The organism is Antribacter sp. NEAU-D49 (assembly GCF_057158775.1).
This window is the reverse complement of record NZ_JBXTSN010000036.1, coordinates 1-15,157: the sequence shown is the minus strand read 5'-3', so window position 1 is coordinate 15,157 and position 15,157 is coordinate 1. Positions and strand designations below refer to the sequence as shown.

Here is a 15,157-nt window from a genome sequence, read left to right as displayed (position 1 = left end):
GTCATGACCGGATGGACCACCCTGCGCCGGGACGGCGTGTCCCTCGTCGTGGGGCACCCCGACGCGGGTCTGCCCACGGTGCTGCACTGGGGCGCCGACCTGGGCGACCTCACCGCCGACGACCTGGCGGCGCTCGACGCCGCGACCAGCCGGCAGACCGCGCCCGGGACGCTCGACGCGGCGTGGCGGGTGCCGCTGGTGCCCCAGGAGTCGGACGGATGGGCGGGCCGGCCCGGTCTGCTCGCGACGGCCGGCGGGGCGCCGCTCTTCCCCCGCTGGACCGTGGCCGAGGTGGCGCGGGACGCCGCCACCCTCACGGTCACGGCCGAGGACCCGGAGCACGGGCTGCACCTGCGCACGCGGGCCGAGATCGGCGAGGGCGGCGTGGTCCGCCTGGAGCACGAGCTCACGAACACGGGCACGGCACCGCTGGACGTCGCGTGGCTCGAGGCGACGCTGCCCGTGCCGAAGACCGCCGACCACCTCACCCGGTTCACCGGACGGTGGCCACGCGAGAAGTCCCCCGTCACGGGGACGCTCCCGCCCGGGTCCACCACGCGGGAGTCGCGGCGCGGCCGCGGCGGGCACGACATGCCGTGGGTCAGCCTCGTGACGGCGGGCGCGCCCCGGAACCGCGCGGGCGAGGTCTGGGCCGTGCACCTCGGCTGGAGCGCCGACACGACCCACCGGACCGACCAGCTGACCGAGCACGTGACGCTCCTCGGCGCCGGGGAGCTGCTGCGCCCGGGCGAGATCCGGCTCGCGCCGGGGGCGTCGTACCGCACGCCGGTGGCGTACTTCGTGTGGTCCGCGGCAGGGCTCGACGGCGTCTCCGACCGGTTCCACCGCTGGCTCCGCGCCCGCCCCCAGCACCCGCGCACCCCGCGACCCCTCGTGCTGAACACGTGGGAGGCGGTCTACTTCGACCACTCCCCCGCCAAGATCGAGCGGCTGGCCCGGCGGGCCGCCGAGGTGGGTGTGGAGCGTTTCGTGCTCGACGACGGCTGGTTCCACGACCGCCGCGACGACACCCGTGGCCTCGGCGACTGGGTGGTGGACCGGTCCGTGTGGCCGGACGGCCTGGGGCCGCTGGCCGCCCTGGTGCACGAGCTCGGCATGCAGTTCGGGCTCTGGTTCGAGCCGGAGATGGTCAACCTGGACTCCGACCTGGCCCGGGAGCACCCCGAGTGGGTCCTGTCCAGCACGCGCGCGCTGCCGTCGCCCGACGGGCTCTCGTGGCGCACGCAGTACGTGCTCGACCTCGCGAACCCGGAGGCGTGGGAGCACGTGCGCGGGCAGATCTCGGCGCTCGTGGACGAGCTCGGCATCGACTTCATCAAGTGGGACCACAACCGCGACCTGGTGGAGCCGGTCCACGAGGGCCGGCCCGGCACCCACTCCCAGACGCTCGCCACGTACGCCCTGATCGACCGGCTCAAGGCCGACCACCCGGGGCTGGAGATCGAGTCGTGCTCGTCCGGCGGCGCCCGCACCGACCTGGGCATCCTGGCCCGCACCGACCGGGTCTGGGCCTCCGACTCCAACGACCCCGTGGAGCGGCAGGACATCCAGCGGTGGACCGAGCTGGTGCTCCCGCCCGAGCTGGTGGGCGCGCACGTAGGTCCGTCCCCCGCGCACTCCTCGGGGCGGGCGACGGACCTGTCGTACCGGGTCACGACGGCGCTCATGGGCTCCGCCGGCTTCGAGTGGGACATCCTCACCTGTGACGAGGACGAGGTCGCGGCGATCACCGCCTACGCGGCCCTCTACAAGGAGCTGCGGGGCGTGCTCCACACGGGGACCCTGGTGCACCCCGACACCGTGGACCCGGCGCTGCGGGTCACCGGCGTGGTGGCGCAGGACCGCTCGGAGGCGGTGTTCACGATCGCCACGGTGGCGTCGCTCACCGACGCGCTGACCGAGCGGGTGCGGCTCGAGGGGCTCGACCCGTCGCGGCGGTACACGCTGCGCGTGCGGGACGAGGTGGGCGCCGCCCGCTGGGGCTGGGTCACGCCCGCCTGGATCGGCAAGGAGCCGGTGGTGCTGCCGGGTTCGGTGCTCACCGGCGTGGGCCTCCAGCTCCCGACGCTGTGGCCGGTGCAGGCCCTGATCCTGCACCTCACGGCGGCCGGGGCCGGCCAGGAGGTCTCCCGGTGAGAGAGCAGGAGCCGGCATTCCCCGGGATGGTGTTCGCGAAGCGGTGGGGAGGCGCGACCGTCAGCGAGGTCACGCGCACGGACCAGCCGCGCGAGATCGTCTACGGCAACGTGTGGGTCCCGAAGCACGAGCAGAAGACGTGGGCGTTCGCGGCCGTGCGGCTGGACCGCCGCCTGCCGCACGTCGTCCTGGAGAACGTGCGCGGTGGCGGGCTCATCGCAACCAGCGTGGGGACCCCCAGCGGGAAGCGCGTGCGGCTGGGACGCGAGTTCGACCGGACGTTCCACCTGTACGTGCCGAAGGGCCGGGAGCACGACGCGCCGTCCCTGCTCACGCCGGACGTGGTGAGGCGTGTCCTCGACCTTCCGAAGGGGATCGACCTCGACCTGGAGATCGTGGACGACCGGCTCCTGATCTACTCGCCCCTGCGGATCCTCGGCCCGGGCCTGGAGACGGGGGTCCCGATCCGGGAGTCGCTCGTGCTGCCCGCCCTCGAGCAGCTCGTCGCCGACCTGCTGCCGGCGGTCGGCGAGTGGGCGCGGTGGGGCGAGGCCTGACCCGGCTGCCCGCGCCGTCCGCTGTGGGTACACGAATGGTCGCCTCCCCGGTTGGGGAGGCGACCATTCGTGTACCCACAGTCAGAGGGCTACTTGGCGGCCGCGGCCTGTCGCTTGCGGTACACCATCAGCGCCGCGCCGCCACCCACGAGGGCGAGGGCGAGCACCGTCAGCGTGATCGCACCGGCGGGACCGGTCTGCGCCAGCGGACCACCCTGACCGGCGACCGCGCCGGCCACCGTGGTGCTGGGCGAGGCGCTCGGCGACTGCGAGCCCTTGGCGCTCGGGGTCGCGGTCCCGGACGGGCTCTCGGATGACGTGGTGCCCGGCGTGGAGGCGCTCGGCGACGGGGACGGCGAGGTGCTCGTCGAGCCCGAGGGCGACGGGGTCGGCGTCACGCTGGGCGACACGGAGGTGGAGGGGGACGCCGACGGCGTCGGCGCGTTCACGTAGACGACCGAGTAGTGGCTGATGGCCTTGCCCTGGCCGTTGTCCCCCCACGGGTACGTGATCGTGACCGTCTTCGTCGGCGGAACGACCTCGATGTACACGGCGCCACCACCGCTCGAGGCGCTACCGGCCTTGACGCAGTAGCCCGAGATGAGCTTGCCGTCGGGTGCCGTCACGGAGACCTCGTCCGGCTCCCCGTCGGTGTCCTCCTTGGCCGTGCCACCGAACTCGGTCCCGTTGTAGTCCGGGCAGACCTGCTCGGACATCCACGACGGGCTCGGCGTGGGCGTGGACTCGACCTCAGCCATCGCCGGTCCGGCCACGAGCCCGGTGAGGAGCAGCGTCGCTGCCCCCAGAACAGTCAGCTTGCGCACTGTGCGCTCCTTCAACCCTGGTGCCAGGCCACACGCAAAGATGAGGCGGCCACGGGGATGCTAGCGGCGTGCGCGGGAAACTCCAATTTCCGCTATTTAGGACCTACTAGGATACAACTCCCATATCATCTCTATTTACGCCCTTTCCCTTTGTTTTCACCCTTCTTGCCCGACGCCGGTCGCGCGCCCCGGGCGGTCGTCCCGCGTCCGGTCACCCGGGCTCCGCTCTTGCCGCCCGTCGAGCGTGCCTGCGCCGCGCCCTTGGCGGGACGCTGGGCGGAGGCGGCCGAGGCGTCGTCGGGCACCCTGCCGCGGCCGCGCGAGCTGTTGACCGTGCGGCCCCGCACGATGCCGATCATCTCCTCGACCAGGTCCGTGGTGCGGTCCTTGGGCCAGACCAGGCCGACCGGCGCGGCGGGGCCGCCCTCCAGGCGGCGGAACACCACGTCCTTGCGATGGTGGAGGCGCGCCACCGACTGGGGAAGGATCGCGACCCCGACGTTCGCGGCCACGACGGCGAGCGCGTCCACGGTGGTGGCGGGGCGCTCGACCGGCACGGCAGGATCCGGCGAGGTCGGGGCCACGCCCGGGACGGGACTGTCGGCGAAGAGGACGTCGTCGAGCGGGAGCCACACCGTCTCGTCGGCAAGGTCGTCGAGGACGACCGCCTCGTCCGGCTCGAGGGCGGCGATCACGTGGTCGCGGGAGACGCAGACCACCGAGACCTCCTCGTAGAGGGGGATCGCCGAGAACAGGTCGGCGTCGACGGGGAGCCGGCCGATCGCCGCGTCGGCCCGGCCGTCGGTCAGTGCCGCCGGGACGTCCGCGGCCTCGACGCCCACCAGGTCGAGCCGCACGTCGGGCAGCCGGTCGCGCCACACCGACGCCCACTTGCCAGGCGTGGCGCCGGGGACGAAGGCGAGGCGGAACCGGGGGCGGGGGTCGTCCGCGGCGGAGGCGGGCTCGTCGCCAGGGGCCTCGTCGTCGGGCACCGGGGCGTCGGAGGGCTGCATACGGTCAGGCTACGTGCCGAGCCTCGGCCCGTGGGCACCCGGCCGGGGAGTGCGGGCAGCAGGGAGGTGGAGGTCACGGCCGCCCGACCCGAGCGGTCCGGCCGGTGCCGGATACCCTGGGACCATGAGCTCCCCCTTCGCCTCCCAGCAGTTCAAGCCGTCCAACGCGGCCAAGCGGCTCGGGGTCTACCTCCCGGCGACGCCCCAGGAGTTCCAGGAGGGCACGTTCACGCGCGCCGAGCTCGAAGAGCTCGAGAAGAACCCGCCGGAGTGGCTCGCCGACCTGCGCCGCAACGGCCCCCACCCGCGCCCCGTCGTGGCCGGGCGGCTCGGCGTCTCCATCGCCGGCCTTGCGCGCGGCGGCATCACCGAGCCTCTGACGACGGAGCAGATCGACGAGTTGCGCGCCGACCCGCCCACCTGGCTGGTGCGCGAGCGCCAGATCTTCGCCAAGGTGCGCGAGGAGGAGGAGCGGATCGCCGCCGAGAAGGCGAAGGAGCAGGAGAAGGCAGACCGCGCGGCGGCGCGCCAGTCGCCGACGCCGCCGGCGGGCTGACGGTCGCTCGGGCCCCTCCCCCGACGCCCGCCCACCCCCGCCCCCCTGGACCCCCCGCCGAGACAGTGCGTCCGTCCGACGACCTCACTCCCTCGGCGCCGCACCCCCGCCGAGACAGTCAGCTCGTCCGAGCCCGAGGTACCGCATGCCGCACGTCGACGAGGTGCTGTCGTGGCTCGTCCCGCACCCCGAGGACGGCTCGCGCGCTGACGGCCCCGTCGCCGTCGACGCCACGGACCGCCTCCTCCTGGACGAGGCGCGCGGTGCGGTCGAGTCGGCGCCGCCGGGGTCGGTCGTGGTGCTGGGCGACCGCTTCGGGGCGCTGACCCTCGGCAGCCTCGCCCTGGGCGCCACGGGGGTGCGGGTGCACCAGGACGTGGTCACAGCCGAGGCGGCGCTGGCCGCCAACACGGCCCGGGTGCGCGCCAGACTGCTTCCAGGCACGTATACGGGCCCCGAGACGACCCTGGAAGCAGTCTGGCGCGCACCTGCCGCGTACACGCATCACCCCCTGGGCCGCGACCTGCTCGACGGCGCCCGCGTGGTGCTGCTCCAGCTCCCGACCTCGCTCGCCGAGCTGACGGAGGTGGCTGAGCACGTGGCGCGGTGGGCGCATCCCGACGTGGTGCTCTTCGCCGGTGGCCGGGTCAAGCACATGACGCGCGCCATGAACGACGTGCTGGCCGCGGAGCTCACCGACGTCACCGCCACGCTGGCCCGCCAGAAGTCGCGGGTGCTCCTCGCCCGCAGCACCCGGCCCGACCGGCGCGACGCCCACCTCACCTACCCGGTCGAGGCCCGGCTCAGCGACCCGGAGGTCCTCGCGGCGGCCTCGCCGGCCGACGACGGCCCCCGGGGAGACGGCCTCGTCGTCGTCGCCCACGGGGCCGCCTTCGCCGGCGCCACGCTCGACCTCGGCACCCGCTTCCTCCTCGCGCAGGCGCACCGGTGGCCGACGGCGGCGCGGCTCGCCCAAGGCGCCCGGCTCACCGACAGCCCGGCAGACCCGGGCGACCCGGGCAACCCGGGCCGCCCCGACGCCCCGACCGCCGTCGACCTGGGCTGCGGCACCGGGATCCTCGCGACCGTCCTGGCCCTGCGCTACCCGGCGGCGCACGTCGTGGCGACGGACCGGTCGGCCGCCGCGACCGCGTCGGCTGCCGCCACGGCCGCGCGCAACGGAGTGGGCCACCGCGTCACCGTGCTGCGCGACGACGCCGGAGCCACCCTCCCGGACGCGAGCGCCGACCTGGTCCTCTGCAACCCGCCCTTCCACGACCGTGCCGCGCTGAGCACCGACGCGGCGCACCGCATGTTCGCGACGGCAGGTCGCGTGCTGCGTCCGGGCGGCGAGCTGTGGACGGTGTTCAACACCCCGCTGCGCTACCGCGGAGCGCTCTCACGGCTGGTGGGGCCCACGGACCACATCGCCCAGGATCCGCGCTTCACGGTCACCCGCTCCCGCCGTGAGAGCGTTTGCTGACAGACCGGTAAGAAGTCGCTACGCTCGGTCTCGCACCCGGTCCCGGGTGCGTCTCCCACCGCTCCCCTGGGGGCGGCGACAACCCGGCAGCGCGGCCCATCCCTCGCTGCCCCGAGACCGAGGACTGTCGATGAGGACACTCCGCTCCACCCTGCGCGGCGCCGTCGCCGTGTCGCTCCTCGCGAGCGGCGCGGTCGCGGCCGTTCCGGGCACAGCGACAGCAGGAGCCATGCACCACCACTCCGACGACCCCGACTTCGGACCCAACGTCACGTTCATCGACGAGACGTGGTCGGTCGACAAGATCAACGCCTTCCTCGACACCCTGAACGATGAGGCCGAGTTCAGCCTCGACCGGCACCAGGTGTTCTTCGAGCCGGGCGTCTACGGCAGCGCGGCAGGCCAGGACGACCCCGCCACCGCGGAGGGCATCGTCAACGCCCACGTGGGCTACTACGAGTCCATCTCCGGCCTGGGCGCCCAGCCGGGCGACGTGCTGATCAACGGCGCGCTCCACGTGGAGCCCGTCGTCCGCTGCCCGCAGACCCCGTGGGCGTGCCAGGACCCGGGCTCGCTCACCCGGTTCTGGCGCTCCATGTCGAACCTGGCCATCAACCCCATCCAGCGCCCGCTCCCGGACGACGCGGCCCTGCCGTTCCCGTCCCAGGTGGCCGACCCGCACCAGCTCCGCTGGGCCGTCTCCCAGGCGGCTCCGATGCGCCGGGTGGAGGTCCGGGGTGACCTGACGGTGTTCGGCCGGTTCGGCGAGTACGCGTCGGGCGGCTACCTGGCCAACTCACGCGTGACCGGCCGCCTCGTCACGGGCTCCCAGCAGCAGTGGTACACCCGCAACAGCGAGGTGGGCACGTGGGACGGCGGCGTCTGGAACATGGTGTTCTCGGGCGTCGAGGGCGCACCGGCCACGGACTTCGGCCCGCTGCCGGGCGGTGGCGTCGGCAACAAGACCACGCTGGACACCACGCCGGTGACCCGCGAGGCCCCGTTCCTGTACCGGGCCGACGACGGCGGCCTCGAGGTCTTCGTCCCCCACGCCCGGACCGAGACCCGGGGCGTGGACTGGTCCACCGGGGCCGACGCCGGCCGCTCGATCCCCATCGAGGACTTCTACGTGGCCCGCGCCGACCGCGACACCGCGAAGTCCATCAACTCCCAGCTCGCCCGCGGCAAGCACGTGGTCCTCACGCCCGGGGTGTACGAGCTCGACCGGGCGCTCAAGGTCAAGCGCGCCGACACCGTCGTGCTCGGCCTCGGGTACGCCTCGCTCACCCCGACCGACGGCAACGCGGCCCTCACCGTGGCCGACGTGCCCGGGGTCGTCGTCGCGGGCATCACCGTGGACGCCAACGTCCCCGAGTCCGAGGTGCTGGTCCAGGTGGGCCCGGAGAACGCCCGCAAGGCGGACCCGGCGAACCCTGTCACCCTCACCGACGTGTTCATCCGCATCGGCGGCCCGTGGGCCGGCAAGGCTGTCACGTCGATCGAGGTCAACAGCGACCACGTGCTGCTGGACCACATCTGGGCCTGGCGCGCCGACCACGGCGAGGGCGTGGCCTGGGACCTCAACACGGGTGCCCACGGCGTCGTCGTGAACGGCGACGACGTCACCGCGACCGGCCTCTTCGTGGAGCACTACCAGGAGAACCAGACCATCTGGAACGGCGAGCGTGGCCGCACGGTCTTCTACCAGAGCGAGCTGCCGTACGACCCGCCGTCGCAGGCCGCCTGGATGGACGGCGACCGGCTCGGGTACGCCTCGTACCGGGTGGCGGACCACGTGCGGCAGCACGAGGCCGTCGGCCTCGGCGTGTACGCGTTCTTCAACCAGAACGTCGACGTGCGGGTCGAGTCGGGCATCCAGGTGCCCTACGCCCCCGGCGTGACGCTCCGGTCCATGACGAGCGTGTTCCTCAACGGCTCGGGCGGCATCGAGCACGTGATCAACGACACGGGCGCGCCCGCCGTCGGCTCGTTCGCGTCGCCGCAGGTGGTGGCCTACCCGGCCCCGTAAGGGGTCCGACGGCGAACGGCCCGCGCGGTCACCGGAAGGTGACCACGCGGGCCGTTCGTCGTCGGGCAGAAGGTCAGCTCACGCCGACGATGTCCACGACGAAGACGAGGGTGGCGCCGCCGGGGATGCCCGCCTGGGGCACGCCACGCGAGCCGTAGCCGTGCTCGGCCGGGATCGACAGGAGCACGCGGGAGCCCACGTTCTGGCCCACGAGCCCCTTGTCCCAGCCGCCGATGACGGCGCCGACGCCGATCGGGAAGTCGATCGTGTCGCCCCGGTCGTAGGAGTTGTCGAACACCTGGCCGTCCCAGGTCTGGCCCAGGTAGTTCACCACGATGGTGCGCCCGGCCTCGACGACCGGGCCGTTGCCCTCCTCGAGCACCTGCACCTGCAGGCCGGCGGGGGCGCCGCCCTCGGGGAAGGTCAGCACGGGCTTGTCGCCGAACGTGCCGGAGGCGGAAGGAAGGGTGGTCACGAGGGTCACCTCTCGATCGGGGAGGCGTCGGTACGGTGCCCGACGCCGGAACTCACCCAGCGTACGTGGCCTCGCCCCGCTCGGTTGCCGGGAGGGCGCGCTCGGTACGGTTCGCCGCCACGACGCGGAGCGCGTCCAGAGCGGCCCGCACGGACGGGACCTCCGCGACCGCGTCCTGCACCACGGCGAAGACCGACCGCACCGGGGTGGGCCGCACGACCGGGACCGCCACGGTGCCCGCGGGCAGCCGCACGGCGCCCAGCGCGGGCAGGATCGTGAGCCCGATACCGGCGTCCACGAACGCGATCGCCGTGGCGTAGTCGTGGGCCTCGACGTGGAAGGGCGGCGCGAACCCCGCCGCGCGGCAGGCCTCGAGCAGGTTCCGGCGGCACCAGCCACGCTGGTAGTCGTTGTCGATCCAGTGGTCGGTGGCCAGCTCGGCCAGCTCGATCTCGCGCAGCCCCGCGAACCGGTGGCCCGGGGGCAGCACCGCGACGTACGGGTCGTCGAGGAGGTGGTGGGCGGTGAAGCCGACGCCGGGGTCGAAGCCGTCGTCGGCCACGACGATCTGGAGGTCGGCCCGCTCCTCGACGGTGTCCGGGATGTGCTCCCGCAGCTCGAGGTCGAGGCGCACGCCCGGGTACCGGGTGGTGATGGCACGCACCACCTCGGGCAGCCAGGCCGCGCCGGCCGACGCGAAGTACGCGATGGAGAGGCTCCCCGTGCGTCCTGCGCGCAGGTCTGCCACGAGCACCTCAGCCTCACCCAGCCGCGCGAGCACCTCGTCGGCCTCGGCGGCGAGCGCGCGCCCGGCCGCCGTGGGCCGGATCCCGCGGCCCGCCTTGGCGATGAGCGTGAGGCCGGTCTCCCGCTGGAGCGCCGTGACGTGCTGGCTCACGGCGGAGGGCGTGTAGCCCAGGTTGGCGGCGGCGGCCTGGACGGAGCCCGACGCGACGACGGACCGGAAGACGCGGAGGCGGTGGACGTCGAGCATGCGCTCACCATACAGCGACACTGAACGGAAGTGAAGGAATCGTCGCTTGTGCTGAAGAGTCGCGCGGGCGAGGATCGCACCATGAGCACGCCGACCGAAAACCGCCAGACACCTCCCGGCACCCCGGGGCAGGCTGCTTCCGTGAACCCCCACCGCCTCCTGCTGCCTGCCGCCGCCATGGTGACCGTGGTGCTGTGGGCGTCGGCGTTCATCGGCATCCGGGCCGCGGGGCACGACTACTCCCCCGGCGCCCTGACGCTCGGCCGCGTACTGACGGGGAGCGTCGCCCTCACGGTCATGGTCGCGGTGGGGCGGCTCCGCGCGGTGCCGGGGCGGCCCCGCCTTCCGCGCGGCAAGGTGCTCGCCGGCGTCCTGGTGTGGGGTGTGCTCTGGTTCGGGCTGTACAACCTGGCCCTCAACGCCGCCGAGCGCACGCTCGACGCCGGGACCGCGTCGCTGCTGGTGGGGCTCGCGCCGATCCTCATCGCCGTGATCGCCGGGCTGACGCTCGGCGAGGGCTTCCCGCGCCGCCTCGTGCTCGGGATCGGGATCGCGTTCGCCGGGGTGGCGACCATCGCCGTCGCCACCTCGAACGGTGCGGCCGACGGCCTGGCCGTGGCGCTGGGGCTCGCCGCCGCGGGGCTGTACGCCGTCGGCGCGACTCTCCAGAAGCGGCTCATCCCCCACGTCGACAACCTCACGATGACGTGGCTCGGCTGCGTCGCGGGCACCGTGGCAAGCCTGCCGTTCGCGGCGGACCTGGTGGCCGAGGCCGCCGCCGCGCCGCTGCCCGCCACGCTCGGGGTGGTCTACCTCGGGGTGTTCCCCACCGCCGTCGCGTTCGTGACCTGGGGTTACGCACTCTCCCGCACGACGGCGGGCCGCCTCGCCGCCACGACCTACCTCGTGCCGCCGCTGACCGTGCTGCTGTCGTGGGCGCTGCTCGGCGAGGTGCCGGCGCCGGTGGCGCTGCTCGGCGGGGTCCTCTGCCTCGGCGGTGTGCTGGTGGCGACGCTGCGCCGGCCAGCACCGGCGGCGGGAGTGCCAGCGGCTGCCGCAGCGGCGTCCCCGGCCCCGGCCCCGTGAGCGCACCCGTCCCGCGCAATCGGTAGTTCGGTGCGTGTTCGGCAGTTCGAACTGCCGAACACGCACCAAGATGCCGATCACGCGGAGGGGGCGGCGCCTCACACCAGCCGCGCCGCCTTGCCCTCCAGCACGGCCCGCTCCGCGCCGTTGCCGCACAGCTCCGCGGCCCGCAGCAGCTCTCCCCGCGCCTCCGCGGTGCGCCCCAGCCGGGCGAGCAGCTCACCGCGCACGCTCGGCAGCAGGTACGACCCGTCGAGCGCCCCGCCCGCGATGCCCTCGACAGCGGCCAGCCCCGCCGCGGGCCCGTGCGCCATCGACACCGCGACGGCCCGGTTCAGCTCCACGACCGGCGACGGTGCCAGCCTGCCGAGCGCCTCGTAGAGCACCACGATCCGTTCCCAGTCGGTCTCGTCCACCGACGGCGCCACCGCGTGGCACTCCGCGATCGCGGCCTGCAGCCCGTACGCGCCGAGCCCGCGACCCTGTGCCACGGCGCGGGCCAGGGCGGCACGGCCACGCCGGATCGGGCCCCGGTCCCAGCGTCGCCGGTCCTGGTCGGCGAGGAGCACGGGCGCGCCGTCGGGCCCCGTGCGGGCCGGGAAGCGGGCGGCTGTGAGCTCCAGCAGGGCGAGCAGGCCGTAGACCTCCGGCTCGGGCGCGAGCCGCATCAGGACGCGGGCCAGGCGGATCGCCTCGCGCGCCAGGTCGGCCCGCATCCAGGAGTCCCCGGCCGTGGCCGTCGACCCCTCCGTGAAGATCACGTACAGGACCGTCAGCACGGAGCCGAGCCGCTCGGCCCGGTCACCGGGCTCGGGCACCTCGAACGGCACCCGTGCGGCGGCGAGCGTCTTCTTGGCGCGCGTGATCCGGGCCTGCATTGTCGGCACGGGCACGAGGAACGCGCGGGCGAGCTCCTCGGTCGTGAGCCCGCCCACGACCCGCAGCGTCAGCGCGACGCGCGCCTCCCGCGACAGCACCGGGTGGCAGGCCACGAACATGAGGGCCAGCACGTCGTCGTCGATCCGCTCCGGGTCGGGGATCTCCCGGGCCGACGCCGGCGCCCCGCCCTGGGCACCCGAGGTCGCCTCTCCCTCGTCGAGGTCTCGGGCGAAGGCCGCGTAGCGCTCGTCGAGGGCGGAGTGGCGCCGGAAGGCGTCGATCGCCCGGCGCCGGCCGGTGGCGAGCAGCCAGCCGGCCGGGTTGCGGGGCACGCCGTCGCGCGGCCAGGAGACGAGCGCCTCCGCTAGCGCCTCCTGGGCCACGTCCTCCGCGAGGGCGAAGTCGTGGGTGTACCGGGCGAGCGCACCGACGATCCGTGCGGACTCGATCCGCCACACGGCTTCGACGGTGCGCCGCCCGGCGTCGGCGGCGGTGGTCACTCGGTCCCGAGCTCCTTGCGCCACTGCGTCTCCTTCTGGATCCACTCGTTGTCCTGGGGGAAGTCCTCGACCCCGTTGACGCGGCGGATCTCGATCTTGTTGCCGGGGCCGGCCAGCGGCGCCTTCTTGGCCCACTCGACGGCCTCCTCCTTCGAGGCGACGTCGAGGATCCAGAAGCCGTTGAACAGCTCCTTGACCTCACCGTAGGGCCCGTCTGTGACGACCGGCGTCTCCGAGGAGAAGTCGACGACGGCGCCCTCGGACGCGTCCGACAGACCCTCGCCGGCGACGAGCACGCCCGCGTTGACCATCTCCTCGTTGTAGCGGCCCATCGCGGCGATGATCTCCGTGAAGTCCATCTCCTCGAACTTCTCGTAGCCCTCTTCGCTGCCGCGCATGATGAGCATGTACTTCGACATCTGTCCTTCTCCTTCGTCGTGGGGCCCCTCTGCCGGGACCCTCTCACCCCTAGGTCGAACGGCGCACGCCGAGATCGACACACACCTCACATCCAATCTGTCAGGTCTGCACCATCCGCGTGTTGCCCAAGGTGCCGGGCGTGCGGAACCCTTGTCTCATGACGCCCGAATCGATCCAATCGGTGGACGGCAGCGGCGCCGCTCCCGTGGCAACGCCCCTTCCACCACAGCCCGGACGGCACGCTCCGCCCAAGGGCCACACGTCCAGCGACGGCGCATCCCCTCGGGCGCACGACGGGCGCAGCGCGTTCCCCTCCATCGCTGACTACGGCTTCCTCTCCGACTGCGAGACCAACGCGCTCATCGCACCCAGCGGCGCGGTCGAGTGGATGTGCGTTCCCCGTCCGGACTCGCCGTCCGTGTTCAGCAGCATCCTCGACCGGGGAGCGGGCTCGTTCCGCGTGGGGCCGTACGGCGTGCGCGTCCCGGTGGCACGTCGCTACGTCCCCGGCACCCTGATCCTCGAGACCACGTGGCAGACCCCGACCGGCTGGCTCGTGGTCCGCGACGCCATGGTGATGGGTCCGTGGCACGACGTCGAGACCCGCTCGGGCACCCACCGCCGCACGCCCACGGACGACGACGCGGAGCACATCCTGCTGCGGACGGTGAAGTGCGTGAGCGGCACGGTGGACCTCGAGGTGAAGTGCTCCCCGATGCCCGACTACGCGCGTGCCGAGGCGTACTGGGAGTACGACGGCGAGGGCTACTCCGAGGTGGTGGCGCGCTGCGGCGGCCTCAACCCGGACCTGCGGCTGGAGTCGAGCCTGCGGTTCGGGATCGAGGGCCGGAGCGCGCAGGCGCGGACCCGGATGACGGAGGGCGACACGCACTTCGTCGCGATGTCGTGGGGCTCGCAGCCTGCCCCCGCGTCGTGGGCCGAGGCGCTGGAGGCCATGTGGCGCACCGAGCAGTTCTGGCGCGACTGGATCACCCAGGGCAAGTTCCCCGACCACCCGTGGCGGGCGTACCTGCAGCGCTCGGCGCTGACGCTCAAGGGCCTCACGTACTCGCCCACGGGGGCCCTCCTCGCTGCCGCCACCACGTCGCTCCCCGAGACGCCGGGCGGCGAGCGCAACTGGGACTACCGGTACGCGTGGATCCGCGACTCGACGTTCGCGCTCTGGGGCCTGTACACCCTGGGCCTCGACCGGGAGGCCAACGACTTCTTCTCGTTCATCCACGACGTGTGCCGGGACAACAAGGACCTGCAGATCATGTACGGCGTGGGCGGTGAGGAGACGCTCGAGGAGTTCGAGCTGCCGCACCTGAGCGGCTACGAGGGCGCCCAGCCCGTGCGCGTCGGCAACGCGGCGTACAAGCAGCGCCAGCACGACGTGTGGGGCGCGGTCCTCGACTCGGTCTACCTGCACACGCGTTCGCGCGAGCAGCTTCCCGAGTCGCTGTGGCCCATCCTCAAGCGGCAGGTCGAGGAGGCTGCGAAGCACTGGCACAAGCCGGACCGCGGCATCTGGGAGGTGCGCGGGGAGCCGCAGCACTTCACGTCGTCGAAGCTCATGTGCTGGGTGGCGATGGACCGTGGCGCGCGCCTCGCCCGCATGTACGACGAGCCCGACTACGCGGAGCAGTGGCAGAAGCTCGCCGACGAGATCCACCGGGACATCTGCAAGAAGGGCGTGGACGACCGCGGGGTCTTCACCCAGCGCTACGGCGAGCCCGCGCTCGACGCGTCGCTCCTGCTGGTCCCGCTGCTGCGGTTCCTCCCGTCCGACGACCCGCGCGTGCGCGCCACCGTCCTGGCGATCGCCGACGAGCTGACCGACGACGGCCTGGTGCTCCGCTACCGCGTGGAGGAGACCGACGACGGGCTCTCGGGCGAGGAGGGCACGTTCACCATCTGCTCCTTCTGGCTCGTGTCGGCCCTCGTGGAGATCGGCGAGCTGGAGCGGGCACGGGTGCTGTGCGAGCGGCTGCTGTCGTTCGCGAGCCCGCTCAACCTCTACGCGGAGGAGATCGACCCGCGCACGGGCCGGCACCTGGGCAACTTCCCGCAGGCGTTCACCCACCTCGCGTTGATCAACGCCGTGATGCACGTGATCCGGGCGGAGCAGGGCACCGTGGACCACTACTTCGGACCGCCGGAGACCACCTGACCCTCCCCTCG

General features: G+C 73.4%; 13 protein-coding genes. 7 read left to right on the top strand and 6 right to left on the bottom strand.

All coding sequences use genetic code 11. The features are described 5' to 3' along the window. The first annotated feature begins 3 nt into the window (after positions 1–3). Positions 4–2,157 carry an alpha-galactosidase gene (locus AC060K_RS20850; protein WP_483765680.1) on the top strand — a complete coding sequence of 718 codons (2,154 nt, stop codon included), beginning with the start codon at positions 4–6 and terminating at the stop codon, positions 2,155–2,157. Continuing rightward, entirely contained in the window at positions 2,154–2,714 is a 561-nt protein-coding gene (locus tag AC060K_RS20845) for a hypothetical protein (protein ID WP_483765679.1), read from the top strand. Before AC060K_RS20850 ends, AC060K_RS20845 begins: the two co-directional genes overlap by 4 nt. Positions 2,715–2,803: 89 nt before the next feature. Here AC060K_RS20845 and AC060K_RS20840 read toward each other — a convergent pair whose 3' ends face one another. Together AC060K_RS20840 and AC060K_RS20835 are read right to left on the bottom strand one after the other, a co-directional pair. After that, positions 2,804–3,538 (bottom strand): LPXTG cell wall anchor domain-containing protein, encoded by a 735-nt coding sequence (locus AC060K_RS20840; RefSeq protein WP_483767224.1) that lies wholly within the window; start codon positions 3,536–3,538, stop codon positions 2,804–2,806. A gap of 131 nt (positions 3,539–3,669) precedes the next feature. After that, the gene (locus AC060K_RS20835; protein ID WP_483767223.1) at positions 3,670–4,551 is read right to left on the bottom strand and encodes a LysR substrate-binding domain-containing protein; all 882 of its coding nucleotides are present in this window, start codon (positions 4,549–4,551) and stop codon (positions 3,670–3,672) included. Positions 4,552–4,675: 124 nt separating this feature from the next. Here AC060K_RS20835 and AC060K_RS20830 point away from each other — a divergent pair, with 124 nt between their 5' ends. From AC060K_RS20830 to AC060K_RS20820, 3 genes are all read left to right on the top strand, one after another. Next, a complete protein-coding gene (locus tag AC060K_RS20830; protein ID WP_483767222.1) occupies positions 4,676–5,107 on the top strand; it encodes a DUF5997 family protein in 432 nt (143 codons plus the stop codon). Between the two features lie 145 nt (positions 5,108–5,252). Next, a complete protein-coding gene (locus tag AC060K_RS20825; RefSeq protein WP_483767221.1) occupies positions 5,253–6,590 on the top strand; it encodes a class I SAM-dependent methyltransferase in 1,338 nt (445 codons plus the stop codon). 130 nt (positions 6,591–6,720) lie between these two features. Next, on the top strand, positions 6,721–8,619 hold the full coding sequence (locus tag AC060K_RS20820) for an adenylyl cyclase (protein WP_483767220.1): 1,899 nt from the start codon (positions 6,721–6,723) through the stop codon (positions 8,617–8,619). Positions 8,620–8,692: 73 nt separating this feature from the next. On the opposite strand, the gene AC060K_RS20815 is transcribed toward AC060K_RS20820, so the two are convergent. Both AC060K_RS20815 and AC060K_RS20810 read right to left on the bottom strand, forming a co-directional pair. Next, the gene (locus AC060K_RS20815) at positions 8,693–9,094 is read right to left on the bottom strand and encodes an FKBP-type peptidyl-prolyl cis-trans isomerase (RefSeq protein WP_483767219.1); all 402 of its coding nucleotides are present in this window, start codon (positions 9,092–9,094) and stop codon (positions 8,693–8,695) included. 52 nt (positions 9,095–9,146) lie between these two features. Continuing rightward, complete coding sequence (locus AC060K_RS20810; protein ID WP_483767218.1) at positions 9,147–10,088, bottom strand: LysR family transcriptional regulator; 942 nt, start codon at positions 10,086–10,088, stop codon at positions 9,147–9,149. An 81-nt stretch (positions 10,089–10,169) separates the two neighbouring features. Here AC060K_RS20810 and AC060K_RS20805 point away from each other — a divergent pair, with 81 nt between their 5' ends. Beyond that, positions 10,170–11,174, top strand: coding sequence for a DMT family transporter (locus AC060K_RS20805; protein WP_483767217.1), 1,005 nt, complete (start codon positions 10,170–10,172; stop codon positions 11,172–11,174). A gap of 98 nt (positions 11,175–11,272) precedes the next feature. Here the strand turns inward: AC060K_RS20805 and AC060K_RS20800 are convergent, their stop codons facing one another. Both AC060K_RS20800 and AC060K_RS20795 read right to left on the bottom strand, forming a co-directional pair. Continuing rightward, a complete protein-coding gene (locus AC060K_RS20800; RefSeq protein WP_483767216.1) occupies positions 11,273–12,553 on the bottom strand; it encodes an RNA polymerase sigma factor in 1,281 nt (426 codons plus the stop codon). After that, positions 12,550–12,972 (bottom strand): YciI family protein, encoded by a 423-nt coding sequence (locus AC060K_RS20795; RefSeq protein WP_483767215.1) that lies wholly within the window; start codon positions 12,970–12,972, stop codon positions 12,550–12,552. The genes AC060K_RS20800 and AC060K_RS20795 overlap by 4 nt, the downstream gene beginning before the upstream one ends. 158 nt (positions 12,973–13,130) lie before the next feature. Here AC060K_RS20795 and AC060K_RS20790 point away from each other — a divergent pair, with 158 nt between their 5' ends. Continuing rightward, complete coding sequence (locus AC060K_RS20790) at positions 13,131–15,146, top strand: glycoside hydrolase family 15 protein (protein ID WP_483767214.1); 2,016 nt, start codon at positions 13,131–13,133, stop codon at positions 15,144–15,146. Positions 15,147–15,157: the final 11 nt, after the last annotated feature.